General features: G+C 59.1%; 23 protein-coding genes. 17 read left to right on the top strand and 6 right to left on the bottom strand.

The annotated features are described in order from the left end of the window. Positions 1-173: 173 nt before the first annotated feature. From hisS to IFT84_RS02300, 5 genes are all read left to right on the top strand, one after another. The gene (hisS, locus tag IFT84_RS02320; RefSeq protein WP_192117018.1) at positions 174-1697 is read left to right on the top strand and encodes a histidine--tRNA ligase; all 1524 of its coding nucleotides are present in this window, start codon (positions 174-176) and stop codon (positions 1695-1697) included. Positions 1698-1701: 4 nt separating this feature from the next. Continuing rightward, positions 1702-2838, top strand: a complete 1137-nt coding sequence (locus IFT84_RS02315) for an ATP phosphoribosyltransferase regulatory subunit (RefSeq protein ID WP_192117017.1) — start codon at positions 1702-1704, stop codon at positions 2836-2838. Next, positions 2835-3530, top strand: a complete 696-nt coding sequence (hisG, locus tag IFT84_RS02310) for an ATP phosphoribosyltransferase (protein ID WP_192117016.1) — start codon at positions 2835-2837, stop codon at positions 3528-3530. The genes IFT84_RS02315 and hisG overlap by 4 nt, the downstream gene beginning before the upstream one ends. A 47-nt stretch (positions 3531-3577) precedes the next feature. Beyond that, positions 3578-4285 carry a glutathione binding-like protein gene (locus IFT84_RS02305; protein ID WP_192117015.1) on the top strand — a complete coding sequence of 236 codons (708 nt, stop codon included), beginning with the start codon at positions 3578-3580 and terminating at the stop codon, positions 4283-4285. A gap of 170 nt (positions 4286-4455) precedes the next feature. Continuing rightward, complete coding sequence (locus IFT84_RS02300; protein WP_192117014.1) at positions 4456-5673, top strand: NAD(P)/FAD-dependent oxidoreductase; 1218 nt, start codon at positions 4456-4458, stop codon at positions 5671-5673. Between the two features lie 173 nt (positions 5674-5846). On the opposite strand, the gene IFT84_RS02295 is transcribed toward IFT84_RS02300, so the two are convergent. The 3 genes from IFT84_RS02295 to groES all read right to left on the bottom strand — a co-directional run bounded on the left by IFT84_RS02295 (position 5847) and on the right by groES (position 8813). Further along, positions 5847-6293 carry a hypothetical protein gene (locus IFT84_RS02295; protein WP_192117013.1) on the bottom strand — a complete coding sequence of 149 codons (447 nt, stop codon included), beginning with the start codon at positions 6291-6293 and terminating at the stop codon, positions 5847-5849. Between the two features lie 524 nt (positions 6294-6817). Then, positions 6818-8455 (bottom strand): chaperonin GroEL, encoded by a 1638-nt coding sequence (gene groL, locus IFT84_RS02290; RefSeq protein ID WP_192117012.1) that lies wholly within the window; start codon positions 8453-8455, stop codon positions 6818-6820. A 61-nt stretch (positions 8456-8516) separates the two neighbouring features. Then, entirely contained in the window at positions 8517-8813 is a 297-nt protein-coding gene (gene groES / locus IFT84_RS02285; protein WP_192117011.1) for a co-chaperone GroES, read from the bottom strand. A 279-nt stretch (positions 8814-9092) separates the two neighbouring features. Between groES and IFT84_RS02280 the strand changes: the two genes are divergently transcribed. The 4 genes from IFT84_RS02280 to IFT84_RS02265 all read left to right on the top strand — a co-directional run bounded on the left by IFT84_RS02280 (position 9093) and on the right by IFT84_RS02265 (position 14929). Next, positions 9093-9941, top strand: coding sequence for a TIGR01459 family HAD-type hydrolase (locus tag IFT84_RS02280; RefSeq protein WP_192117010.1), 849 nt, complete (start codon positions 9093-9095; stop codon positions 9939-9941). A gap of 33 nt (positions 9942-9974) precedes the next feature. Continuing rightward, positions 9975-10997, top strand: coding sequence for a bifunctional riboflavin kinase/FAD synthetase (locus IFT84_RS02275; protein ID WP_192117009.1), 1023 nt, complete (start codon positions 9975-9977; stop codon positions 10995-10997). A 180-nt stretch (positions 10998-11177) separates the two neighbouring features. Continuing rightward, positions 11178-14141 carry an isoleucine--tRNA ligase gene (ileS, locus tag IFT84_RS02270; protein ID WP_192117008.1) on the top strand — a complete coding sequence of 988 codons (2964 nt, stop codon included), beginning with the start codon at positions 11178-11180 and terminating at the stop codon, positions 14139-14141. Positions 14142-14257: 116 nt separating this feature from the next. Beyond that, the gene (locus IFT84_RS02265) at positions 14258-14929 is read left to right on the top strand and encodes a hypothetical protein (protein WP_192117007.1); all 672 of its coding nucleotides are present in this window, start codon (positions 14258-14260) and stop codon (positions 14927-14929) included. A gap of 30 nt (positions 14930-14959) precedes the next feature. Here IFT84_RS02265 and IFT84_RS02260 read toward each other — a convergent pair whose 3' ends face one another. Then, positions 14960-15397, bottom strand: coding sequence for a nucleoside deaminase (locus IFT84_RS02260; RefSeq protein ID WP_192117565.1), 438 nt, complete (start codon positions 15395-15397; stop codon positions 14960-14962). An 88-nt stretch (positions 15398-15485) separates the two neighbouring features. Between IFT84_RS02260 and IFT84_RS02255 the strand changes: the two genes are divergently transcribed. Both IFT84_RS02255 and rsmD read left to right on the top strand, forming a co-directional pair. Next, on the top strand, positions 15486-17414 hold the full coding sequence (locus IFT84_RS02255; RefSeq protein WP_192117006.1) for a pseudouridine synthase: 1929 nt from the start codon (positions 15486-15488) through the stop codon (positions 17412-17414). Then, entirely contained in the window at positions 17395-17955 is a 561-nt protein-coding gene (gene rsmD, locus IFT84_RS02250; protein WP_192117005.1) for a 16S rRNA (guanine(966)-N(2))-methyltransferase RsmD, read from the top strand. The genes IFT84_RS02255 and rsmD overlap by 20 nt, the downstream gene beginning before the upstream one ends. Here the strand turns inward: rsmD and IFT84_RS02245 are convergent. Continuing rightward, positions 17940-19757: a monovalent cation:proton antiporter-2 (CPA2) family protein gene (locus IFT84_RS02245; protein ID WP_192117004.1), complete on the bottom strand. Its 1818-nt coding sequence runs from the start codon at positions 19755-19757 to the stop codon at positions 17940-17942. The two genes, rsmD and IFT84_RS02245, sit on opposite strands and share 16 nt — an antisense overlap. 106 nt (positions 19758-19863) lie before the next feature. Here IFT84_RS02245 and IFT84_RS02240 point away from each other — a divergent pair, with 106 nt between their 5' ends. The 6 genes from IFT84_RS02240 to lpxK all read left to right on the top strand — a co-directional run bounded on the left by IFT84_RS02240 (position 19864) and on the right by lpxK (position 25641). Further along, positions 19864-21210, top strand: a complete 1347-nt coding sequence (locus IFT84_RS02240; RefSeq protein ID WP_192117003.1) for a TldD/PmbA family protein — start codon at positions 19864-19866, stop codon at positions 21208-21210. A 92-nt stretch (positions 21211-21302) separates the two neighbouring features. Next, positions 21303-22121 carry a 3'(2'),5'-bisphosphate nucleotidase CysQ gene (locus IFT84_RS02235; protein WP_192117002.1) on the top strand — a complete coding sequence of 273 codons (819 nt, stop codon included), beginning with the start codon at positions 21303-21305 and terminating at the stop codon, positions 22119-22121. A gap of 52 nt (positions 22122-22173) precedes the next feature. After that, entirely contained in the window at positions 22174-22407 is a 234-nt protein-coding gene (locus tag IFT84_RS02230) for a DUF4170 domain-containing protein (protein ID WP_192117001.1), read from the top strand. Positions 22408-22461: 54 nt separating this feature from the next. Then, positions 22462-23787, top strand: a complete 1326-nt coding sequence (gene waaA, locus IFT84_RS02225) for a lipid IV(A) 3-deoxy-D-manno-octulosonic acid transferase (protein WP_192117000.1) — start codon at positions 22462-22464, stop codon at positions 23785-23787. A gap of 10 nt (positions 23788-23797) precedes the next feature. Further along, positions 23798-24538 carry an HAD family hydrolase gene (locus IFT84_RS02220; protein ID WP_192116999.1) on the top strand — a complete coding sequence of 247 codons (741 nt, stop codon included), beginning with the start codon at positions 23798-23800 and terminating at the stop codon, positions 24536-24538. Positions 24539-24609: 71 nt separating this feature from the next. After that, entirely contained in the window at positions 24610-25641 is a 1032-nt protein-coding gene (lpxK, locus tag IFT84_RS02215) for a tetraacyldisaccharide 4'-kinase (RefSeq protein ID WP_192117564.1), read from the top strand. Here lpxK and IFT84_RS02210 read toward each other — a convergent pair. After that, entirely contained in the window at positions 25636-26211 is a 576-nt protein-coding gene (locus IFT84_RS02210) for an NAD(P)H-dependent oxidoreductase (protein WP_192116998.1), read from the bottom strand. The two genes, lpxK and IFT84_RS02210, sit on opposite strands and share 6 nt — an antisense overlap. Positions 26212-26224 lie beyond the last annotated feature (13 nt).

Genomic DNA, 26224 nt, shown 5'->3' with positions numbered 1-26224 from the left:
GAATCTGATCATAAAGCATTTCGAGTGAAAGCGGAATCGCTTTAACGCCCGGACAATGCGATAAAATAAGGGATTTAGCGCCAAATGGGGGCACGGTTAAGTGTTGCCGCCTGTGACGACAGCGTTTATGAGAAAATTCCTTGAAGTCTCTCCTTGAAGTGCGGTCCCGATCCATGTCTGATAAAAAGAAGAAACCACAAAAGCTGAGAGCGCGCCTGCCACGGGGTTTTGTGGATCGCAGCGCCGACGATATTCGCGCCGTGCAGGAAATGACCGCGAAGATCCGTGAGGTTTACGAGCGCTACGGCTTTGATCCGGTGGAAACCCCGCTGTTTGAATACACCGATGCGCTTGGCAAGTTTTTGCCAGACAGCGACCGCCCGAATGAAGGCGTGTTCTCGCTGCAGGACGATGACGAGCAGTGGATGAGCCTGCGCTACGATCTCACTGCGCCGCTGGCCCGCCACGTGGCTGAAAATTTCAATGATATCCAGCTTCCCTACCGCACCTATCGCGCTGGCTATGTGTTTCGCAATGAGAAGCCCGGCCCGGGCCGGTTCCGCCAGTTCATGCAGTTCGATGCCGATACGGTGGGTGCGAGCGGCGTGCAGGCCGATGCCGAAATGTGCATGATGATGGCCGATACGATGGAAGCGCTGGGCATCGCCCGTGGCGATTACGTGATCCGCGTCAACAACCGCAAGGTGCTGGACGGCGTGCTGGAAGCCATCGGCCTTGGCGGCGAGGACAATGCGGGCCAGCGCCTGAATGTGCTGCGCGCCATCGACAAGCTGGACAAATTCGGCCCGAACGGTGTTCGTCTTCTGCTTGGCCCCGGTCGCAAGGACGACAGCGGTGATTTCACCAAGGGCGCTGGCCTGAATGACGAGCAGATCGACAAGGTTCTGTTTTTCGTCGGTATCGAGCACTACGCGACCAGCGCGGACGCGCTCATGGACCTCGTCGCGGGAACGGCAACCGGCCCGGAAGGGGTGGAGGAACTGAACCGCATCTGTCATCTCGTGACCTCGGCGGGCTACGACGAGACCCGCATCAAGATCGATCCATCGGTCGTTCGTGGGCTCGAATATTACACCGGCCCTGTGTTTGAGGCCGAACTGTTGTTCGACGTGACCAATGAAAAGGGCGAAAAGGTCGTGTTCGGCTCGGTCGGTGGCGGTGGCCGTTACGATGGGCTGGTGTCGCGCTTTATGGGGCAGCCGGTTCCGGCCACAGGCTTCTCCATCGGCGTATCCCGCCTGATGACGGCGCTGAAAAACCTCGGCAAACTGGGTCAGGACCCTGTTGTTGCCCCCGTTGTCGTCTGCGTTATGGATCGCGATACGGAGAGCCTCGGGCGCTACCAGCAATTTGTGCAGGCGCTGCGCCACGGCGGCATTCGTGCCGAAATGTATCAGGGCAACAAGAAGAATTTTGGTGATCAACTCAAATATGCCGATCGTCGCGGCTCTCCTCTGGCCATCATTCAGGGTGGTGACGAGCGCGCGCTCGGCATTGTGCAGATCAAGGACCTGATCGAGGGCAAGCGTCTATCCGCCGAGTTTGACGACAATGCCGCATGGCGTGAAGCCCGCCCGGCCCAGGTGGAAGTGCTGGAGACCGATCTGGTGGAGCGCGTGCGCGCGCTTCTGGCCGAGCAGGCGCAAGACCGCGCCACTCTGCAGGCCGGGGCTTAACGATATGTCCGCCATCGATCTGCCGGGGTGCGCCGCGGATATGCTCTCGGCGTTTCAATCGCTGGGTGTCACGCGTGTGGACACGCCTGTTATCCAGCCCGCCGAACCATTTCTGGATATGGCGGGCGAAGACCTGCGCCGCCGCATTTTTATGACGCAGAGCGAAACCGGCAAGGCGCTGTGCCTGCGGCCAGAGTTTACCATTCCCGTCTGCCTGCGCCATATTGAAACCGCAACCGGTACGCCAAAGCGTTACGCCTATCTCGGTCAGGTGTTTCGCCAGCGCCGGGGTGGGGCCAACGAGTTTTATCAGGCGGGTATAGAAGACCTCGGCGAAAGCGATGTGGCGCGTGCGGACGCCCGCGCTGTCAGCGATGCCATGGTCATTCTGCAAAGCGTTCTGCCCACAACACAGTTGCAGGTGACAGTGGGTGATCAGGCAATGTTCGAGGCCGTTGTCGCTGCCTGTGGCTTGGCACCCGGCTGGCAGAAGCGCTTGATCCACGCTTTTGGCAATGTCGCGCAGCTTGAGCAGCTTTTGGAAAAACTCGCGCATCCTCAAGCCGTGACCGGCCTTGAGGAAGAGGTCGAGGCGTACCTATCAAGCAACGATGATGCGGGGCTGATTGCGCATATCGATGAGCGGATGGAGGCTACCGGCTATTCCACCAATGCCAGCCGGTCGCCTGTTGAAATTGCCGCGCGCCTCAAGGAAAAACGGGAACTGGCCCGTGTGGCGCTCGATGCGCCGACGCTAACATTGTTGCGCACCTTTCTGTCGCTGGATGTGCCGTTGTCGGGCGCGGTCGATGCCCTAACGCGCTTTGCTGATGAAGCCGGTCTTAACATTGGTGCAGCGTTGACACCGTTTGCTGCCCGTGTGGATGCCTTGGCGCAAACCGTGGATGTCACGGCCATTCGCTACCGCGCCGCCTTCGGGCGTCCGCTGGATTATTACACCGGACTGGTGTTCGAAATCACTGCCCTTGGCCAAACGGCGGTGCTGGCGGGCGGCGGGCGGTTTGACCGGCTGATGACGTTGCTCGGCGCGACCCACACCATACCGGCTGTCGGTTTCGCCCTGTGGCTGGACCGTATCGAGCAGGCCCGGCAGAGAAACGAACAGGCGAGGGGCCAATGACCATTACGCTGGCACTGCCCTCCAAGGGCCGGATGAAAGACGATGCACAGACCATTTTCGCCCGCGCCGGTCTTAACATCGTTGCTGTCGGCAATGAGCGCTCTTATCGTGGTCGCATCGAGGGGCTGGAGGATGTGGAGGTGGCTTTCCTGTCAGCCTCCGAAATCGCCCGTGAACTTGGAACTGGCTCCGTCGATTTTGGCGTGACCGGCGAAGACCTGATCCGCGAAGATCTGTCCGATGTTGAAACGCGGGTCGCGTTCTGCGCGCGTCTCGGCTTCGGCCACGCAGACGTGGTGGTCGCGGTGCCGCAAATCTGGCTGGATGTGGACAGCATGGCGGATCTGGGTGACGTGGCGGCGGATTTTCGCGCGCGCCACGGGCGGCGGCTTGCCATAGCCACCAAATACTGGCGGCTGACACAGCAGTATTTTTCCGGCAGCCACGGTATTCAATTGTATCGGATTGTCGAAAGCCTCGGCGCGACCGAAGGCGCGCCCGCATCGGGCTCGGCTGATATTATCGTCGATATCACCTCCACCGGTTCCACGTTGAAGGCCAACCACCTGAAAATCCTGTCGGATGGCGTTATTCTGCGGTCCGAAGCATGCCTCGTGCGGGCTAGAAAGAGCGAGCATGACAGCCACCCTGCCGTACAGACCATCCTGTCCAAAATTTCTGCTGTGGTCTGACGCACAAAAGCGCCTACATAGATAGAAACGATCCCAAGGAGTGTCTTATGGCTGATTTGTCTGCTTTCCCGATTACACAGCGCTGGCCTGCCCAGAATCCCGATGTCATTCAGTTGTATTCGCTGGCGACGCCGAACGGTGTGAAAGTGTCGATTGCGCTCGAAGAACTGGGCCTGCCCTATGAGGCGCATCTCATCGATATCGGCACGGATGTGCAGAAGGCACCGGAGTTTCTGTCGCTCAATCCCAATGGACGCATTCCGGCGATCATCGATCCCGATGGTCCGAACGGCCAGCCGATTGGCCTGTTCGAATCCGGCGCTATTCTCGTTTATCTTGCTGAAAAGACCGGCAAGCTGCTGCCGCAGGACCCCGCCAAGCGCTATGATGCGCTGTGCTGGCTGTTCTTCCAGATGGGTGGCGTAGGCCCCATGTTCGGCCAGTTCGGCCATTTCTACAAATATGCAGCGGCCAAGGTCGCCAACAATTCCTATCCGGTTGACCGCTACCGCGAGGAATCCAAGCGTCTGCTCGGCGTGCTGGAAGAGCGGCTGAAAACCCAAGAATGGCTGGCGGGCGATGACTATAGCATCGCCGATATCGCTACCTTCCCATGGGTCAACGGCGCGCGCATCCATTATGGTGCAGCCGATGTGCTGACGTTCGATGCCTTCCCACATGTTATGGCCTGGGTGGATAAGGCGCTTGCCCGACCGGCTGTCGAAAAGGGCATGACGGTTTGCAAGATAGGCTAAAGCATAATCCGACCGGAGCGAAGCGAGGATCGATGAGATTATGCTTGAACATGAGAGTTAGAGCGCCGTTCTGACTCAATCAGAACGAAAAGCGCTCTAAGCATTCGCAGTGAAAGCGTGAAGCGGTTTTACGTCCGGACATGCGGCGAACAACAAATGCAAGGATAGTGATGACGAACAATCTGGTTGTGGTCGGCGGTGGGCAGGCGGCATTTGCCTTGGCGGCGAAGCTGCGCGCTCTGAAGGACCAGCGCCCCATAACCGTGATTGCGTCGGAAAACAGCCTGCCTTACCAACGCCCGCCTCTTTCCAAAAAATACTTGATGGGGGAGGCGGGGCTGGATCGGCTCCACTACAGGCCGCAAAGCTGGTACGTAGACAATGACATTGACATTCGCACCGGCACCCGCGCAGTGCGAATTGAGCGGGCTGACAAGTCGCTGTCTTTAAGCGGCGGGGTTTCACTTCCCTATGAAACTCTGGTTCTTGCCACCGGCTCGCGTCCCCGCCGTCTGCTGGCAAGCGTTGGCGGCGAGTTGGAAGGCGTCTACGTCATCCGGGATTTTCAGGATGCTGATAAGTTGGCGCGTGATTTGAAGCCGGGCAAGCGCGCACTGGTTATTGGCGGCGGCTACATTGGCCTTGAAGCCACAGCGGTCGCCAAAAGTGCCGGGCTGGATGTGGTTTTGATCGAGATGGCGGACCGTATTCTCAACCGCGTCGCTTCGTCCACGACCGCTGACATTGTGCGCGACATCCACCGTGTGCGCGGCGTGGATATCCGTGAGGCCACCGGTCTTGTTCGCCTCGTCGGCGAAAGTGGCCGCGTCACCCATGCGGAGCTCACCGATGGCACGACGCTTTCCGTTGATCTCGTCATCGTTGGGATTGGCGTTCATGCCAATGACGAACTGGCAGTCGATGCCAATCTGACGGTTGAAAACGGTGTCGTGGTCGACGAATTCAGCCGCACCTCCGATCCTTCGATTTACGCCATAGGCGATTGCGCCGTGATGCCGTGGGAGGGCCGCCGCATTCGGCTGGAGTCCGTTCAAAACGCCGTTGATCAGAGTGAAACATTGGCGCAGACGCTGGCTGGTACGGCGCAGCCTTATGCTCCCAAACCCTGGTTCTGGTCTGATCAGTATGACGTCAAGCTACAGATTGCCGGGTTCGGGATCGGCTACGACACCACGATCACCCGTCCGGGGCAGCGTGAAGGGTCCGTCTCCGTCTGGTATATGCGGGCGGGAAAGCTGATTGCAGTCGATGCGATCAATGATGCGCGTGCTTATGTTGCAGGCAAAAAAATGATTGAGATGGGGATTACCCCTGACCGCGCCGAGATTGAAAATCCAGCGACGGATTTGAAGCTGCTTTTGGGGTGATGCCAGCAGCTTATCAAGCGGACGTTGCTGTTTAAAACGCTCCGCTCAGCGCTTGCTTTTGATCTACATCACCCCGTGCATGATCTACAGTTTCCGCTCAGTCAATATCCCTACGGGGGCGGATTCCTGTGACGAGTACAGGAATGCAGAGGGGAAACTTACAAGCAGACCCTCTACTGACGGCTCATTGGCGGAAACGGCGAGGGCAACTGAAAGTTCGGAAACAGAAACACGCCCGTAATCTTGCCGCTGTACTTTTGCTCAACCCCCGTCGACTCACCAATGCAGAACACGGGCTGCTTGGGTCCACCGATGGTCATAATCGTCGTGGAGAAACAGAAGGAGGAACAGGACGTTGCCGCCTGTTCGAAAATTTCCAGAACATTGGTACGGTCGGTCGCTTCGTAGCATTTCACCAGATTGAGCAGCCCGCATTCGGAGCGCGCAAGCCCATGGAGATAGGCCGTGCGCTCACCCAGGCGAAACAGGCCATTGCCCATATCACCCGTCCAAGGCTCCGATACACAATATTGCGCCAGAGAATCCGGCTCAATGGCGTCAAAGGGAAGGGACCCCGGCAGATAGTTCAGAGGCGCGGTGGTTTTGAGAATTTTGAACACGTGTCAGCCCAATGCCCGTTTGAAATGTACTTGTTGGAATTTCCATGCCATTGGTACGCCCCTCCATTCGTCTGCCTGCGCCATGTGAGCAAGTTGCGTCATAACAACGGCTTGAGTCTTGAGTTCGGTCAGCGCTTGGTAGCGCGCCAAACCTGCGCGTGGCCTACGTTTTACAAAATATTGATCAATATCAGCGAACTAGCTTAAAATGCGACAAGTGAACCGTAAGGTAAACCCAGGCTGATTATAACGCATTGTTTACCTTTCGACAGTCCACTTGTAGCAAATTTCAAAAAAAAGAAAAAAGTACGTCATTATGACACACGTGGCTGTGGGTAAACCGGAGCGTTCGTTGTGAAATATCAATTCTACCAACGACATACGTGTCTGTCGCGCCGCGTTGGTTGCTATGGCCATCCCAATGGCCAGCAAAATCGTGAGATACAGTCCACGGTGTTTTGCAAACAAAAAGGGCGGCCCGAAGACCGCCCTTTCCGTCTAACCCTGTAGAAAGGGTCGGCTGATTACATCATGCCGCCCATGCCGCCCATGTCAGGCATGCCGCCACCCATTGGAGCATCCTTCTTCGGAAGCTCGGCAATCATGGCTTCGGTGGTCACCAGCAGGCCAGCAACGGATGCTGCGTCCTGAAGCGCCGTGCGCACAACCTTGACCGGATCGACGATACCCATGGCAATCATGTCACCATATTCGCCAGTCTGGGCGTTGTAGCCGAAGTTGTCTTCGTTCTTGTCGAGGATCTTGCCGACAACGATGGAGGCTTCGTCACCAGCGTTTTCAGCGATCTGGCGGCAAGGAGCCTGCAGAGCGCGACGAACGATGTTGATACCAGCGTTCTGGTCGTCGTTTTCACCCTTGATGTCGAGAACAACGGACGCACGCAGAAGGGCAGTACCACCGCCAGCGACGATACCTTCCTGAACGGCAGCGCGTGTTGCGTTCAGCGCGTCGTCGATGCGGTCCTTCTTTTCCTTCACTTCAACTTCAGTCGCACCGCCAACGCGGATGACGGCAACGCCACCAGCGAGCTTGGCAAGACGCTCCTGCAGCTTTTCGCGGTCGTAGTCCGAAGATGTTTCTTCGATCTGACCCTTGATCTGGGCAACGCGGCCTTCGATTTCGTTCTTCTGGCCAGCACCGTCAACGATGGTGGTGTTTTCCTTGGAGATCGAAACCTTCTTCGCACGGCCGAGCATTTCGAGCGTGACGTTTTCGAGCTTGATGCCGATGTCTTCGGAAATAACCTGACCACCGGTCAGGATCGCGATGTCTTCCAGCATGGCCTTGCGGCGGTCGCCGAAGCCAGGAGCCTTGACAGCAGCAATCTTGAGGCCGCCGCGCAGCTTGTTGACAACCAGCGTTGCCAAAGCTTCGCCTTCAACGTCTTCTGCGATGATCAGAAGCGGCTTGCCGGTCTGAACGACAGCTTCCAGAACAGGCAGCATGGCCTGCAGGTTGGAGAGCTTCTTCTCGTGCAGCAGGATGTAGACGTCTTCGAGATCGGCAACCATCTTTTCAGGGTTGGTTACGAAGTAGGGGCTGAGGTAGCCGCGGTCGAACTGCATGCCTTCGACGACTTCCAGTTCGGTTTCAGCGGTCTTGGCTTCTTCAACCGTGATCACGCCTTCATTGCCGACCTTCTGCATGGCTTCAGCAATATCAAGACCGATCTGCTTTTCGCCGTTTGCGGAGATCGTACCGACCTGTGCAACTTCTTCCGATGTGCTGATCGTCTTTGCCTTAGCCTGAATGTCCTTGACGACAGCAGCAACAGCCAGATCAATACCGCGCTTCAGGTCCATCGGGTTCATGCCGGCAGCAACAGCCTTGTTGCCTTCGCGAACGATAGCCTGTGCCAGCACGGTTGCCGTTGTCGTACCGTCACCAGCAATGTCGTTGGTCTTGGACGCGACTTCGCGCAGCATCTGTGCGCCCATGTTCTCGAACTTGTCTTCCAGTTCGATTTCCTTGGCGACGGAAACGCCGTCCTTGGTGATGCGCGGTGCGCCAAAGGACTTGTCGATGATGACGTTACGACCCTTCGGGCCGAGCGTAACCTTCACTGCGTCTGCAAGGATATCGACGCCACGGAGCATTTTTTCGCGCGCTGTGCGGCCGAATTTTACTTCTTTAGCTGCCATTTTTAAGTCTCCTGAACCTTAGGGTTCATCAGTATCTGAAAACGTGGGTGGAGCGGCTCAATCAGCCGATAATGCCCATGATGTCGGCTTCCTTCATGATGAGAAGGTCTTCGCCGTCGATCTTGACTTCCGTGCCCGACCATTTGCCGAACAGAACGCGGTCGCCAGCCTTGACGTCAAGTGCGACAATCTTGCCGCTCTCGTCACGGGCGCCCGAGCCAACAGCGACGATCTCGCCTTCCTGTGGCTTTTCTTTTGCGGTGTCCGGAATGATGATGCCGCCCTTGGTCTTTGCTTCAGACTCGACGCGACGTACGACAACGCGGTCGTGGAGCGGGCGGAAATTCGTGCTTGCCATTGTCTAATCCCTCGATCATGACATGACGGACCTTAAAAACAGGCCCGATGATTGATGTTAGCACTCGCCTTTGGTGAGTGCCAGCGTCTTGGAGATAAGGGCAATGAAGACGCGAGTCAAGGTTTGGTGTATTTTTTTCCTCAGACTCGCTTTGGGCGTAGTGCCCGATAAATCGCCCGCAACCACGGCAAAAATGCGTTTTGATCTTGTATTAAAACCAAACGCCTGCGATGTGACCTGCTAAGCGCACACACACCGATGTCCTTACAGGAACTGCCTATGCCCACTCGCATCAATGCCCTGTCCGAAATTTTCAGCCAGTACGACGTTATACTCTGCGATGTCTGGGGTGTGCTGCACAACGGCGTGGATGCGTTCCATGAGGCGAGCCGCGCACTGGCCGCAGCACGGGAGGCGGGCGTTACGGTCGTTCTCATCACCAACTCCCCCCGGCCCAATGCCGGCGTGCGCGTGCAAATTCGCGGTCTCGGTGTTCTGGACGAGTCCTATGACGCCATCGTGACATCCGGCGATGTGACGCGCTCGTTGATCACCGCGGGGCCCAAGCCCATCTATTTCATCGGTGCGGAGCGTGACCTGGCGCTGCTGGAGGGTCTGGATGTCGAGATGGTCTCGGCGGCGAATGCTGAAGCGGTGGTCTGCGCGGGCTTCTTCGATGACGAGACAGAAACGCCGGAAACCTATCGCGCAACGCTTGAGCAGCTGGCAGCGCGGGGTGTACCCTTCGTGTGCGCCAATCCGGATCTGGTTGTCGAGCGCGGTCACAGGCTCATTCCATGCGCTGGCGCTATCGCCAAGCTTTACGAGGAACTGGGCGGGGAAACGCAGGTATCGGGCAAGCCGCACAAGTCGATCTATATGGCATCATTGACCGAGGCCAAGGCCGCACGCGGGCCTTTCGATATAAGCCGCGTGATTGCCATCGGCGATGGGATGCCGACTGATGTTCTCGGTGCGCAAACCTTTGGGCTGGACCTTCTCTATATTGCCGATGGTATTCACAGCCGCGACTATACGGTCAAAGACAAGATCGACACCGGCAAGCTCACAGCCTTTTTGAAAGAGCAAGGCGCAACACCTAAGTATTGGATGCCAAAACTCACCTGATCAGGACAAGACCTAGGACAAGACGACGCCATCATGACTGTTTTTCATCGCAATGAAACGAAGGAACCGCTGCCCGACGCCTTGCGCGGCGGGGTGATTGCCATCGGCAATTTCGATGGGGTGCATCGCGGCCATCAGTCCGTGCTGGATCGTGCGCTCGAACTGGGCCAGATCCTTCGCAAACCCGTGCTGGTGCTGACATTTGAGCCGCACCCGCGCACGGTCTTCCGGCCCGATACGCCCGTGTTCCGGCTGACGCCGCCTGTCATGAAGGCCCGCCTGCTGGAAGGCATGGGTTTTTCGGCTGTGGTGGAATATCCGTTTGACCGCGACTTTGCCCAATGGACGGCGACGGAATTCGTGTCCTCCATTCTCATGGACTGGCTGCATGCTTCTCATGTGGTGACGGGTTTTGATTTTCACTTTGGCAAGGGGCGGGAAGGTGGACCGGCCTTCCTGATGGCCGCAGGCGGAACCCATGGTTTTGGCGTTACCCTTGTTGATGCGTTTCGCGATGAAAGCACGCAGGTCATATCCTCCAGCCGCATCCGCCAGCTTTTGGGCGAGGGTGAGGTGGTGGAGGCCGCCGGTCAGCTTGGCTACCGCTATACGGTCATGTCCAATGTCATTGCGGGCAAGCAACTGGGCCGCACACTTGGCTATCCCACGGCCAATATGAAACTGCCACCCGAGGTGGAGTTGAAGCCCGGCATTTACGCCGTCCGGTTCCGCCGGTCCGATGGCAGCCTGCACAATGGCGTTGCCAGTTTTGGCTACCGGCCCACAGTGGCCGACGATGGCACGGCGCTGCTCGAAACCTTCCTGTTCGATTTCTCCGACAGTCTGTATGGCGAGACCTGCTCGGTCTCCTTCTTCGCCTATCTGCGCGGCGAGGTGAAGTTCGACGGGCTGGAGCCGCTGGTGGCACAGATGAAGCAGGACGAGGCTGAAGCCCGCGCAGTTCTGGCCGGTGTCACCCCATTGGGCCCGCTGGACCGGATGATCGCATTCGACGATGCAAAGCAGGACCTTTCCAAAGGCATAGAAACCGCTTAAAGAACGGCTAATGAGTAAGATCCGAACCACGTTTGCGTTGCGAATTATCGGCCCGGCCTTCCGCGCTTGCTGACAAGCCGGAGGGTCCGGGTTTCCAGCGCTTGTAAAGCGCTTTCCATATTTTTTTGCGCATCGCATAAAGCTGCCTTGCAAGAGGCGCTTTCAGAACTGGCCGAGATCATGACCGAACAGACCAATAAGATCGACTATTCCAAAACCCTGAACCTGCCCGAAACCGATTTTCCCATGCGCGGCGGACTGCCGCAAAAAGAGCCGGAAATGGTGGCCCGCTGGCAGGAGATGGGCCTTTACGACAAGCTGCGCGAGGACGGCCGGGGCCGCGAAAAGTTCGTGCTGCACGATGGTCCTCCCTATGCCAACGGCAATATTCACATTGGCCATGCGCTGAACAAGATCTTGAAAGATGTCATCACGCGTTCGTTCCAGATGCGCGGCTACGATGCCAACTATGTGCCGGGCTGGGATTGCCACGGCCTGCCGATCGAATGGAAGATCGAGGAAAAGTACCGCGAAAAGGGTAAGAACAAGGACGAGGTTCCGGTCAACGAATTCCGTCAGGAATGCCGCGAATTTGCTGCGCACTGGATCGCCGTTCAATCCGAAGAGTTCAAGCGTCTGGGGATCGAGGGCGACTTCAAGCACCCCTACACAACCATGGCCTTCCATTCCGAAGCCCGTATCGCCGGCGAACTGCTGAAAATCGCCAAAAGTGGCCAGCTCTATCGTGGGTCCAAGCCGGTGATGTGGTCGGTGGTAGAGCGCACGGCGCTGGCGGAAGCCGAAGTCGAATATCACGATGTTGAAAGCGATATGATCTGGGTGAAATTCCCGATTGTATCTAGCGGCATTGTGCACGACCAACTCGATGGTGAAGGAAACGGAACCGAAAATCGCGCAAACGCTAGCCTGCAAGGCCGCATCTTAGAGGGTGCCTCAGTCGTTATCTGGACCACAACACCTTGGACGATACCCGGTAACCGGGCTATCGCTTTTTCCCCACGGGTTGCCTACGGAATCTACCGGGTTACAAGCACGGAAAACGATTTCGGTCCGAAGGTTGATGATAAGCTAATCTTTGCAAAGCGTCTTGCAGACGATTGTGCAGCGAAAGCCAAGCTACAACTTGAACCGATCAGAGATGTTCGTGCTGACGAATTGGCGGGTATGATCTGCGCCCATCCGCTTGCTGCACTTGGTTACGATTTCAAGGTTCCGCTGCTGGATGGTGATCACGTCACCGATGACGCGGGCACAGGCTTTGTCCACACCGCGCCAAGCCACGGCCGGGAAGACTTTGACGCGTGGACCGCATCGGTGCGCACACTGGAAGCCAAGGGTATCGATAGCCGCATTCCGTTCCCCGTGGACGATGCAGGCTTCTACACCGCCGATGCGCCGGGTTTTGGACCGGACGCCGAAGGCGGACCGGCCCGCGTGCTCGATGACAAGGGCAAAAAAGGCGATGCCAACGAGCGCGTCATCAAGGCTCTGATCGCCGCAAACGCCCTGTTTGCCCGTGGTCGCCTCAAGCATTCCTACCCGCATTCCTGGCGCTCAAAAAAGCCGGTCATCTTCCGCAACACGCCCCAGTGGTTTGTCTATATGGACAAGGAACTGGGGGATGGCACCACATTGCGCTCTCGCGCGCTTCAAGGTGTGGATGATACCCGTTTCGTGCCCGCTGCCGGTCAAAACCGCCTGCGCGCCATGATTGAAGGTCGTCCCGATTGGGTGCTGTCGCGTCAGCGCGCATGGGGCGTGCCGATCTGCGTGTTTGCCGATGAGAATGGCGAGGTTCTGGTGGATAACGCCGTCAATGCACGCATTCTGGAAGCGTTCGAGTCCGAAGGCGCGGATGCCTGGTTCGCGGAGGGTGCGCGTGAGCGGTTCCTTGGCGAACGCGCCGGTGAGGCATGGGTTCAGGTCAAGGATATTCTGGACGTGTGGTTTGACTCCGGTTCCACCCACACCTTTACGCTGGAAGACCGTCCGGACCTGAAATGGCCTGCCGACGTCTATCTGGAAGGGTCCGACCAGCATCGCGGCTGGTTCCATTCCTCGCTGCTGGAAAGCTGCGCCACGCGTGGCCGCGCGCCCTATAATTCGGTCATCACCCACGGGTTCACCATGGATGAGCAGGGGCGCAAACAGTCGAAATCACTCGGCAACGTGGTAGCGCCGCAGGAGGTGATGAGCCAGTCGGGTGCCGATATCCTGCGTCTGTGGGTCATGACCACCGATTACTGGGAGGACCAGCGCCTCGGTAAGGCGATCATCCAGACCAATATCGATGCCTATCGCAAGCTGCGCAACACCATTCGCTGGATGCTCGGCACGCTGGCCCATGATAATGGCGAGGAGATTGCGCTCGCTGATCTGCCGGAACTGGAGCAGTTGATGCTGCACCGGTTGTCGGAACTGGATGCGCTGGTGCGCGAGGGCTACGATGCGTTCGATTTCAAGCGCATCACCCGTGCCCTGATCGACTTTTCCAACATCGAGCTTTCGGCTTTCTACTTCGATGTGCGCAAGGACGCGCTGTATTGCGATGGCCCGTCCAGCCTGCGCCGCCGCGCCAGCCTCTGCGTCATCCGCAAGCTGTTCGATTGCCTCGTGACCTGGCTTGCGCCGATGCTGCCGTTTACCACGGAAGAAGCATGGCTGTCGCTGAAGCCCGACGCTGTGTCGGTCCATCTGGAACAGTTCCCGGCGGTGCCTGCAGAGTGGCGCAATGACGCGCTGGCCGCCAAGTGGAAGTTGATCCGCAATGTGCGCAAGGTTGTGACCGGCGCGCTGGAAATTGAACGCCGTGAAAAGCGGATTGGTTCGTCGCTGGAAGCCGCACCTGTCGTGCATGTGGCAGATCCGGACCTTCTGGCCGCCTTGCAGGGCCATGATTTTGCGGAAACCTGCATCACATCCGACATTACGGTTGTGGGCGATGAAGGCCCCACAGAGGCCTTCCGTCTGGACGAGGTTGCGCATGTGAGCGTCGAGCCGAAGCTGGCCGAAGGCACCAAATGCGCCCGCTCATGGCGGGTGACGACCGATGTGGGCTCCGATCCGCAGTACCCGGATGTTTCGGCGCGCGATGCCGCGGCATTGCGCGAACTCGGCATGTGATTGTTAACGGATGATTGCACTTTGTGCCTTCATCCGTTAAACCTGCCTGAAATTGGACCAAATTCCCCGGCAGGGGAGGCTGCACGAAGATGGTGCGGGGCGCGGGAAGGGTTTTTATGCGAATGACACGAGTTTTTCGGGCAAAGGCGTTTCGAATCTGCGCCAGTCTGACCTGCCTGCTTTCGAGCGCGGTTGTCTTAAGCGGTTGCGTGGGCCCTACCTACGGAACCGACAAGACGGCAGGCGCGCAATTGGTTGATGACCTTGGCTCCGTCGCATCGCTTGGTCAGGGCGACAACAAGGCCCCGGTCAAGTACCAGCCGCGCCCCGGCCTCGTGCAGCCCCCCAAGGGTGGGGAACTGGTGCAGCCGCAACAGTCCGTTGCGGGCAAGGACAATCCACAGTGGATCGAGTCGCCGGAAGATACCCGCCGCCGCCTGATCGATGAAGCCGATGCCAATCAAGGCAACCGCCTGTATCGCTCGCCATTGCTAACCGGTGGCAACTCCGTGCAGCCGGATGCGGTTGCCATGGACCCGAGCCGCGCCGCTCGTGCACGCACGCCCATCAACCAGCAGATGCAGACGTTCCGGCAGGCGCGCAGCCAGCAGGAAAGCTACCGCACGGATGAGCGCCGCTTGTTGAGTGATCCGCCGGTACAATACCGCAAGCTGCCAGACGGTGCCGAAGCCGATCTCGGTACGCCGGAGAAAGACAAGGAAAAGCGGCGCAAGAAAGAAGCCGAAATGGCGAAAAGCGGCAATAAGGGCGGTTGGTGGCCCTTCTAGGTTATGCACTATGACATTTAAAGGGACCGGTTACAGCCGGTCCCTTTTTTCTTTGAAGAAGTCCGTGAGAATCGTGGCGGCTTCCTGCTCGGCAAAGCCGGAATACACCTCCGGCGCATGGTGGCAGGTGGGTTGTGTGTAAAAGCGAACGCCACTGTCAACCGCGCCGCCTTTCGGGTCCGCCGCGCCATAGTACAGCCGCCGGATACGGGCGAAGGAAATAGCCGCCGCACACATGGTGCAGGGCTCCAGTGTGACATAGAGATCGGCACCCGTGAGGCGCTCCTGTTGAAGGATGCGACACGCTTCACGCATCACGACAATTTCCGCATGCGCCGTCATGTCGTTGTGTTCACGGGTGCGATTTCCGGCGCGCGCAATGATCTTTCCGTCCAGCACCAGCACAGCGCCGATGGGCACTTCGCCGCGTTTTTTGGCAGCGTGGGCCTCTTCAAGCGCTGCATCCATGAACTTTATTGTGCCCGTCACGCGAGAATTCCTCTTAACCCGGACCGCTTGACCTGATAGGAAACGGTAAAACACAGGCAAATATCAAATGACATTCAATGACAAGCCCCCCGCTAGGCCCCAGGGTAGACCCAAGCGTCTGGGAACGAAGTTTTCAGGGTCCGATAAAAAGCCCTATTCCGGTGGTGGCAAGCCGAAAGGTGATCGTCCGTTCAAGGACGCGGAGCGCCCCAAATCGGTAACGCCACGGGTGAGCGCTTATGCTGAGACCACCGATACGGGCAAGCCCGAGCGTATTTCCAAGATCATGGCCCGCGCTGGTGTGGCCTCGCGCCGCGACATTGAGCGGATGATCATGGAAGGCCGCGTCAAGCTGAACGGCAAGATTCTGGATACGCCCGTGGTCAACGCCACCATGGCCGACAAGATCGAGGTGGATGGCGAGCCGATCCGTGGCATCGAGCGCACGCGCCTGTGGCTCTACCACAAGCCTGCAGGTCTGGTGACTACCAATGCCGACCCCGAAGGGCGCACGACGGTATTTGAGCGTCTGCCCAAGGATTTGCCGCGCGTTCTGTCCATCGGTCGTCTGGATATCAACACCGAAGGACTTCTGCTGCTGACCAATGATGGCGGCTTGTCGCGCGTTCTGGAGCTGCCTGCCACAGGCTGGCTGCGCCGCTACCGCGTGCGCGCCCATGGCGAAATCACGCAGGAAAAACTGGATACGCTGAAGGACGGTATTGCTGTCGATGGCGTTTTGTACGGCGGTATCGAGGCAACGCTGGACCGCACGCAGGGCGCAAACGTCTGGATGACGATGGCGCTACGCGAAGGCAAGAACCGCGAAATCAAGAACGTACTGGGCGCGCTGGGTCTGGACGTCAACCGTCTGATCCGCATTTCCTACGGGCCGTTCCAGCTTGGCGAACTGCCGGAGGGCGCCGTTCAGGAAATCAAGGGCCGCACCCTGCGTGACCAGCTTGGACCGCGCCTGATTGAAGAGGCGAAGGCCAATTTCGACGCGCCTCTCTATGACAATACCCCGGACGAAGACGCAAAGCCCGCGAAGTCCGAATGGTCGCCCAAGGCAGACAAGACAGACCGGGCAGAGCCGCGCAGCTTCCGCGACAAGCCGGAGGACCGCCGTGAACGGGCGCTGGGTCGTCTTGATACCAAACGCGATGCCCATGCCGGTAATCGTCGCCCCGACCGCAACAGCGGGGAGCGCGGTGGTGCGGGCGGTAAAGCGTTCGATGCACCGAAGTTTGAGAATGGTCCAAAACGCGAGCCCGGTTTTCGTGCCCGCAAGGCCAATGTCTGGATGGCTCCCGGTGCGCGCCCGATTGCGGAGAAAAAACCGAAGGTCGAGGGTGAAGAGGCCGCGACCCCTGTGCGCCGCGAGCGCAATGATACGGTTCCACGCGCCAAGCGGTTTGGTCGTACCAAGGATGGCGCGCCAATCGTGCGCAAATTCGACCCGGATCGCAAGAAATCCGGCGCGCCGGAGCGGCCCGATCGCGGCCCGCGCGTGATCGTCAACCGTGCGGATGATGGCCGGGAATGGATTCGCTCCACTGAAATCAACCGCGAGGAAGAAGCGGCAGCGGAACGCAGACGCGGCGGCTTTGGCCGCAGTGAAGGCCCGCGTGGCTTTGGTGATCGCCCACCCCGCAGTGATCGCCCCCGTAGCGAGGGCAGCCGTCCGCCGCGCGACGACAGCCGACCGCCACGCGATGGCGACCGTCCGCCACGGCGTGAGGGTGATAAACCATTCGGCGCGAAATCGTTTGGCGATAAGCCGCGTGGCAAGCCATCCTTCGGCGACAAGCCTTCCGGTGACAGGCCTTTTGGCGGTAAGTCGTCGGGGGCCAAGTCCTTCGGTGGTAAACCGTCTGGCGGCAAGTCGTTTGGTGAGAAACCAAGCGGTGGCCGCTCTGGCGGTGATAAGCCCTATGGCGGAAAACCATCCGGCGGCAAACCAAGCGGGGCACGCGGTGCGGATCGTCGGCGGTGAATTTCGCGGGCGGTCACTGGTGTCTCCCAAGTCGGACGCCATCCGCCCGACAACGGACAGAACCCGCGAAAGCCTGTTCAACATCATAAGCCACGCCTATCCAGAGGCACTTAACGGCGCACGCGTTCTCGATATTTTTGCGGGAACGGGCGCGGTTGGGCTGGAGGCCATTTCGCGTGGCTGTCGCTTCGGCCTGTTTGTTGAAAACAGCGTCGAAGGACGCGGCCTGCTGCGCGAAAATATCGAGGCGTTTGGCTTGCAGGGCCGCGCCAAGGTGTTTCGCCGCGATGCGACGGACCTTGGGCCCGCTGGCACCATGGAGCCGTTTGATATGGTCTTCGCCGATCCGCCCTATGCCAAGGGCCTGGGGGAGGCGGCTCTGATATCGGCCAGCACGGGCGGCTGGCTGGTGAATGGCGCGCTCGCCATTCTGGAGGAGCGGACGGATATGCAGCCGGTCCTGCCACCCGCGTTCAGGCCATTGGATATGCGGGCTTTCGGGGAAACCCGCATTCATTTTTATCGTTACGAGCCCGTATAAGGCGTCGCAATCACACCCGTCGGCTCGGCGATATGCTCTGCGGTATCTCGTTTCGGCTTGATCAGCGGCTCCGGCTTTACCGGCTTGCTGTGCAGCATATCGCGCCCGGCGGTAATGCCTTCCACGGCTTGCAATTCCAGCCGTGCCTCATCGCGCCGCCGGATATCGTCCATGATGGCGAGAGCGCGGTCCTCCCGCAGGCCCAGTTCTTCCAGCGTGCGACGGCCAAACACAAGACCGGATTCGAAGGTTTCGCGGGTTTCAAAATCCACGCCCTTGGCGCGCAGCGCAATCGTGTGGATGCGATCATAGGAGCGGACGAACAGGCGCACATTGGGGTATTCGGCCTTTACAAGCTCTACGATCTTGTCGGTCAATTCGGGCTTATGGGTACAGACGGCAACAATCTTCGCGCGTTCAATCCCCGCCGCGCGCAAAACATCTTTGCGGGTGCCATCGCCGAAATAGATGCGAAAGCCGAAGCTTGCCGCCTGTCGCACACGGGAGGCAGAGTAATCGATGACCGTGACATTGGAGCCGCCCGCAAGCAGGATTTGGGCTGCAATCTGGCCGAAACGGGAAAAGCCCACCATCAACACATCGGAGCCGGCCCCATCGAAATCTTCCTCCATCTCTTCTCGCACAGCTTCCGTTTGCAGCACCCCGGCCAGCGCGGAAGCCGCAGGGGTCAGCGCCATGGAGAGGGTCACAATCGCAATCAACAGCGAACTGGTACTAAGCGAAAACACGCCCGCCGCCGCCGCCGCCGAAAACAGCACGAAGCCGAATTCTCCACCTTGCGGCAGTAACAGCGCAATGCGCACCGCATCATTATGGCTGGAACGGGTCAGGCGACAAATGACGTAGAGAATGAGCGATTTCACAACCATCAGGCAGGGTACGGCGATAGCGATGAGCAAGAGGTTTTGCGCAATCACGTCCAGATCCAGCGACAGGCCGACTGCCATGAAAAACAGCGCCAGCAGAATGCCGCGAAACGGCTCGATATCGGCTTCCAGCTCGTGCCGGTAGGAGGATTCGGACAGCAGAAGGCCCGCTAGAAACGCGCCCATACCCATCGATAGTCCGGCAAGCTGCATGAGCGTCGCCGAGCCCAGTACGACCAGAAGGGCGGCTGCAATCATCACCTCGCGCGCACCGGTGCGGGCCAGCACGGTGAACAGCGGATTGAGGAGATAGCGGCCTGCGAGAACCATGGCGATAATGGCAGCCACCGCTATCGAGAAATCCTCCCACGGCGGCGTCGGATCGTTGGGTGCCTGAAACGCCAGAAGCGGAATCAGCGCCAGCAACGGCACGATGGCCATGTCCTGAAACAGGAGCAGCGAGAACGACCGGCGACCGTGGGCGGTGTTGGTTTCACCCGCTTCCTCCATGATTTGCAGCGCAAATGCCGTTGACGATAAGGCCAGACCAAACCCGGCGATAACGCTACCGGCCCAGTCTAGAAGCCCCAAACCATAGACAAGTGCGGACAGGGCCGCTCCCGTCAGCACCACCTGCGCCATGCCAAGGCCAAAAATATCGCGCCGCATCTGCCACAGACGTGAGGGTTTCAGCTCCAGCCCGATGACAAACAACAGAAACACCACGCCGAGTTCAGCAAAACCGAGGATTTCGATGCCGTCGGTGATCTTGTGCAAAAGCGGGCCGATGATGATACCGGCAGCGAGATAGCCGAGCACGGTTCCAAGCCCCAGCTTTTTGAACAGCGGAGCAGCCACCACTGCGCCACCCAGCAGCATGAGGGACTCGGAGTAAAACGCTGGCTCTGTGCTCATCGGGTCATTTCCGCGAAAACCTTGTCTCGTTATGGGGAATCAAGGTGTTTCCCCTTGATGCGGTGGCCAGTGCACAATAAATGGGGCTGGAATGAAAGGCAAAATCATGTCCGATACCCTCGATTCGGCGCTACTTTTAAATCGCGCCGAAGAACTGATCGATTTGGCCCGCACTGCTGGTGCCGATCAGGCCGATGCCGTGGTTGTCCGTGGCCGCTCGCGCTCGGTTTCTGTGCGGCTCGGCAAGGTCGAAAACACCGAAAGCTCAGAGGGTGACGATTTCTCGCTGCGCGTGTTTGTCGGCAAGCGCGTCGCCAGTGTTTCGGCCAATCCCGGTTTTGATCTGAAAGTGCTGGCAGAGCGCGCCGTCGCCATGGCGAAGGCCTCGCCGGAAGACCCCTATGCTTGCCTCGCCGATGAAGACCGGCTGGCCAAATCTTATCCGGACCTTGATCTGTTCGACGCCACCGAAGTGTCGACCGAGCAACTGACCGATGCCGCCCTTGCCATGGAAGAGGCGGCTTTAGCGGTCAGCGGCGTCAGCAATTCCAGCGGTGCCAGCACGTCTGCGGGCATGGGCGGCATGGTGCTGGTCACATCCCACGGGTTTTCCGGGTCCTATATGGGCACGCGTTTCGGTCGTTCCGTCAGTGTGATCGCAGGCGAAGGCACAGGCATGGAGCGCGATTACGATTACGACAGCCGATTGTTCTTCGCCGATCTCGATGCGCCGGACAAGCTCGGCCGCGTGGCCGGTGAGCGCGCCGTGGCGCGCCTGAACCCGCGTCAGGTGCCAACCGCGCAGAATGTGACCGTTGTGTTTGATCCACGCGTGGCGCGCGGTTTTGTTGGCCACATTGCCGGTGCCATCAATGGCGCATCGGTTGCCCGCAAGACCAGCTTTCTGCGCGACCGTATGGGCCAACAGGTGCTGAAATCCGGCCTGACGCTGACTGACGACCCGCTGGTGGTGCGCGGCTCCGCGTCCCGGCCCTTCGATGGTGAAGGCGTTACCGGGCAGAAGCTGGCAATGATCGAGGATGGCATTCTGAACCATTGGTTCCTGTCTACCTCCACGGGCCGGGAGCTTGGGCTTCCCACCAATGGACGCGGCTCGCGCAGCGGCACATCGGTCTCGCCGACTTCGACCAATCTGGCGCTGGAGCCGGGCACGCTTTCGCGCGAAGATTTGATCGGCGGCATCGCCAACGGTTTCTATGTCACCGAATTGATCGGCCAGGGCGTCAATATGGTGACAGGCGAATATAGCCGCGGAGCATCTGGCTACTGGATCGAGAATGGTCAACTGACCTTTGCCGTATCGGAGGTCACGCTGGCGTCCAATTTGAAGCAGATGTTTATGGCGCTGACACCCGCCAGCGATATCGACCGCAAATATGGGCACGCAAGCCCCACACTGGCTATCGAAGGTATGACACTCGCTGGACTGTGAAAGCACCGCTTTGGGAGAGGCGTGGTTCAAATGGGGGGAAGACGGCCAAGGCGCGGCAATCCTGCGTGCGCCTTTGGAAGGACGATGACCCGATGACTTTGACTGCACCCCAAACTTCCTATTCCTTGTCTGAGGATCTGACGCTGATCACCGCTGCCGCGCGGGCCGCGGGCGATAAGGCCATGGAGTTCTTTGGCAAAAAACCGGAAGTCTGGTGGAAAAACGGCGACAAGTCCCCTGTCAGCGCGGCGGATTTTGCCTCCAACGATATTTTGAAAGAGATGCTTCTGGCCGCACGGCCCGATTACGGTTGGCTGTCGGAAGAAACCGACGACGACAAGGTGCGCCTGACGCATGAGACCGTGTTCGTGGTTGACCCCATTGATGGCACGCGCGCGTTTATTGAGGGGCTGGATGTCTGGTGCGTGTGCGTGGCCGTGGTGCATCGTGGCCGTCCAATTTCTGCGGCGCTGTATGCGCCCGTTCTGGGCCAGCTATATCAGGCAACCAGTGACAGCGTGGCGTTGCTGAACGGCAAGCCCATCCACGTTCACCCACCGCGCGAGACGGGCTTGCTGCAATTTGCTTCGGCTGCCGATATGATTACCGGACTGGAGGACGGCTATCGCGCCGGCGTGCACCGCATCGGCCATGTGCCCTCGCTGGCCTACCGGCTGGTGATGATTGCCGATGGGCGGATCGATGGCACTATCGTCAAGACCAATTCGCATGACTGGGATCTGGCCGCTGCCGATCTCATCCTGCAACAGGCCGGTGGCAGCCTGACGGCGCTGGATGGCAAGCCGCTGACCTATAACCGCTCAACCGTGCGCCACAGCGTTTTGTGCGCAGCGCCCGAGCGTGGTATCGCGGCACTGGTGGCGGCGGCACAGGCGCTGGAGAACCATTGACCTTTTCAGGTGAATGCAGCAAACACTTGTCTAACACGTTAGGATCGATGACATGACGGATGCGAACAAGAAACAAAGCCTTCACATGGTGTTCGGCGGCGAGTTGAAGACGCTTGGCGAAGTGCAGTTCCGGGATCTGGACGGCCTTGATATCGTCGGCGTGTTTCCCGACTACGACAGCGCGCTCGCGGCCTGGAAATCCAAGGCGCAACAGACCGTTGACAACGCGCATATGCGGTATTTCATCGTTCATCTTCACAAACTGCTGGACCCGCAGAACGCTTGATAACGGCAATCGTATGACTGTCAGGTTGTGCATGGGGGGTGGGAGCATGGCTGAATGAGCAGCGCATTGGCGAAAGCCACCCTGACCGGCTATCGCTGGCTGGGTGTGGCGCTGTATCCGCTCATTCGCGGCTATCTGGCGCTGCGCACCATGCGCGGCAAGGAAGATCGGTCGCGCCGTCGCGAGCGCTACGGGTATGCAGGGGCGGAGCGACCTGCGGGGCCGCTGGTCTGGTTTCACGCTGCCAGCGTGGGCGAAACCATTGCGGTTATTCCGCTGGTGCGCGAAGTGCGCCGTCGCGGTATCCATGTGGTGCTGACGACCGGCACCACCACATCCGCCCGTGTGGTTGCCGAGCGATTGGGTGACACCGTTATCCACCAGTACGTGCCGCTCGATTTGCAATTTGCTGTCAGCCGTTTTCTGGATACATGGCATCCCGACCTCGCAATCATCGCGGAATCGGAAATCTGGCCGCTGACCATGATGGAGCTTGGCAGCCGCCATATTCCACAGGTGCTGGTCAATGGTCGCCTGTCGGACCGCACCTTCGCTCGCTGGAAAAAGCGGCCGTTTCTGGCCGATGCCCTGTTCGAAAACCTCGCTCTGGTGATTGCACAGTCCGAGGTGGATGCGGAGCGGTTCCGCACACTGGGTGCCTTGCCGGTTATGGTCTCGGGTAATCTCAAGGTTGATACCGACGCGCCGCCCTATGATGGCGCAGTTCTGGATACCTATTTGGCGCAGATCGGCAAGCGACCCACCTGGGCCGCGATTTCCACCTTCGAGGGCGAGGAAAAAGCCGCAGGTACCGTGCAACTGGCGCTGAAACCGCGCGATGGGCTGTTGACCATCATCGTACCGCGCCACCCGGAGCGGTCCGACGCTATTGAAGCGACCCTTACCGAGATGGGCCTGAAGGTCGCGCGCCGCACGCGTGGCGATGTGCTGACACCGGATGTGGATGTGTTTCTCGGCGATACCATCGGGGAAATGGGGCTGTATCTGCGCATGACCGAGGTGTGTTTCGTCGGTCGCTCGCTGTTTGCGCAGGGCGGGCAGAACCCGCTGGAACCGGCCATGCTGGGCTGCGCGATTCTCTCGGGCGGCAATGTGCAGAACTTCCGCGACAGCTACCAACGGCTGGCCAAGAATGGCAGTGCCCGCATGGTGCGCGACACGGAAATGCTGGCCAAGGGCGTTCATTATCTTCTCAACAATGAGGATATGCGCCGCACCATGATCGAGGCGGGCCAGGAAACGGTGCATGAAATGCGCGGTGCACTGGCGGCCACCATCAAGGGGCTGGAACCCTACATCAACCCATTGACGGTGAAGGCGCGGCTATTGCCCCGTCAGCAATCAAGGCTCCAGCAGTGAAGGGGTAAGTATGATCAAGGGCATTCTGTTCGATAAGGACGGCACCTTGCTGGACTATGCCAAAAGCTGGGTACCGGTCAATTACGAACTGGCCAAACTTGCCGCCCGTGGCGATCCGGCGCTTGCCGATACGCTGCTGCTTGCCTGTGGCATGGACCCCAAAACCAGCCATGTCATGCCCGATAGCCTGCTGGCCGCAGGCAATACGGTGGAAATTGCAACGGGCATGGTCGCAGCCGGTGCACCGTGGGATGTGGAGACGTTGCGCGCCACGCTGGACCATCTCTTTGCCAATTCCGCCAGCCTTGCCGTGCCTGTCACCGAGCTTCAGCCCTATTTTGCGAGCCTCCACGCGCAGGGCTACAAGCTAGGCGTCGCCTCCAGCGACAATGAGGCTTCCATTCGCCAGACGGCGGCACGTTTTGGTTTTTCCGATTTTCTGCATTTTGTTGCGGGCTATGACAGCGGCTATGGCACCAAGCCGGAGCCCGGAATGGTGCTGGCATTCTGCGCGGCCACGGGTCTCGCCCCGCAGGAGGTCGCGGTGGTGGGCGATAACAACCATGATCTGCATATGGGGCGCAATGCGGGCGCGGGCCTGACCGTAGCCGTGCTGACGGGAACCGGTTCCCCCGCATCGCTGAGTGCCGCCAGCGATCACTGCCTGAACGATATTACCGAGCTTGGCGACATTCTCAAACAGAACGCGGCCTACAGCATCGGCCCGAAAATCGGAATCGATTTTCGGTGAGCCTGATGCGCAGAGTCAAAGAGTTAGAGCGACCTTTGCGCGCCCGAATGGGCGCACGGCGCTCTAATAGCATGGCAAACGCACCGGATTTCTGGTGGCAAAGCCCAGGCTGGAAAGCGCGTGGTCTCTGGCCGCTCTCGCGGATCTATGGGGCACTTGCGCAAAAGCGCCTGAAAACCGGAGAGCGTCACGCGGTTCCGGTTCCCGTTCTCTGCGTCGGCAACTTTACCGTCGGCGGGCAGGGCAAAACCCCAACGGCAATAGCGCTGGCACAGGCTGCCAAGGCGAAAGGTTTGATCCCCGGTTTTCTCAGCCGGGGTTACGGTGGCAGGGTCAAAAAGCCGACGGTCGTTGATCCCGTCAAACACCGTGCCGGCGATGTCGGCGATGAGCCCTTGCTGCTTGCCGCGCACGCTCTGACAGTCGTTTCGCGCAAGCGCGCGCAAGGGGCGGCAGAACTGGTTGCCCGGGGGGCTAACTTCATCATCATGGATGATGGATTTCAGAGCGCACAGGTGCATTTCGATTTCGCGCTGATCGTTGCCGACAGCCGTCGCGGACTTGGCAACGGCAAGGTTCTGCCCGCCGGGCCGCTGCGCGCGCCGCTAGTGGGTCAGCTTCCGTATGCATCCGCTCTTCTCGTGGTGGGTGGGGAAAGAGGTGCCGAGCCGCTGGTGCGCCGCATGGCGCGGGCGGGAAAGCCGATTTATCGCGCCAGCATTTCCAGCCGCCCCAATGCGGGCTTGTTGCAACAACCGCTTCTGGCCTGGGCCGGCATTGCCGATCCAACAAAGTTTTTCCGGTCACTGGACGAGATGGGCGCGACCATCAAGAGCACCCGCAGCTTTCCCGATCACCATATGCTGACAGACGCAGAAATGGCCGACCTGCTCAACGATGCCGCCCGCGACTCCCTGCAACTGGCCACCACCGCCAAGGACCGTGCGCGGCTGCACGGGGCAGGTGGACGCGCGCCCGATCTGCTGAATTCGAGTTTGGTTTTGGATATCGACCTCGTTTTCGATTCCCCCAATGCACCAGATCAGATCATTCGTGCGACGATGGAAGCCGCAAACCACAGGCGTTTCAAAGCTCGGTTATAGAGCGTGTCTCGCCAGTTTGTTTGTCTGCGCCAACCAACCTTTTCGTGTCTCTTGCGAACTGTTTCGCACTGGACCAAAAACGGTGAATTGAACCGGATCAAACCCGCAAAATCCCAGGATTTGCCGTTTCAGCTGGCGCACCAAGGGCCAGCCCAAAACCCACCGAAAGTAGAGGGGCGGCGTATCCGCTGTCACAATCACGCGGGCAGATCGCCCTTTCAAAAGCCTGTCCCACCACACGCTGTCCTTGCGATAGCGAAAGGCAAAGCCCGGCAGCAGCACGCGGTCGAACAGGTGCTTAAGCTGGGCTGGAACGCCTCCCCACCAGAGTGGCGTCACGATGACCACATGCTCGCTCCACACAAGCGCCGCCTGTACCTCCTTCACCCAGCCCTCCGTTAGCGTGGTGGCACGATAGTTTGGTGGGTCAAAATCCATCTGCAAATCGGCAATATGAATAGACTGAACCTCGTGCCCGGCCTCTAGCGCTGTGCTTGCGTACGCCTGTGCAATGGCTTTGCACAGGCTTTCTGCTTTTGGATTGCCATTCAAGATCAGAATTTTTGACATTGTTGCGTCCAAT

This window comes from Rhizobium sp. CFBP 8762 (genome assembly GCF_014841565.1).
In the GTDB taxonomy this organism is placed as follows: Bacteria; Pseudomonadota; Alphaproteobacteria; order Rhizobiales; family Rhizobiaceae; genus CFBP-8762.
The sequence above is the reverse complement of the archived record's forward strand: the minus strand, read 5'-3'. Positions and strand labels throughout refer to the sequence as shown.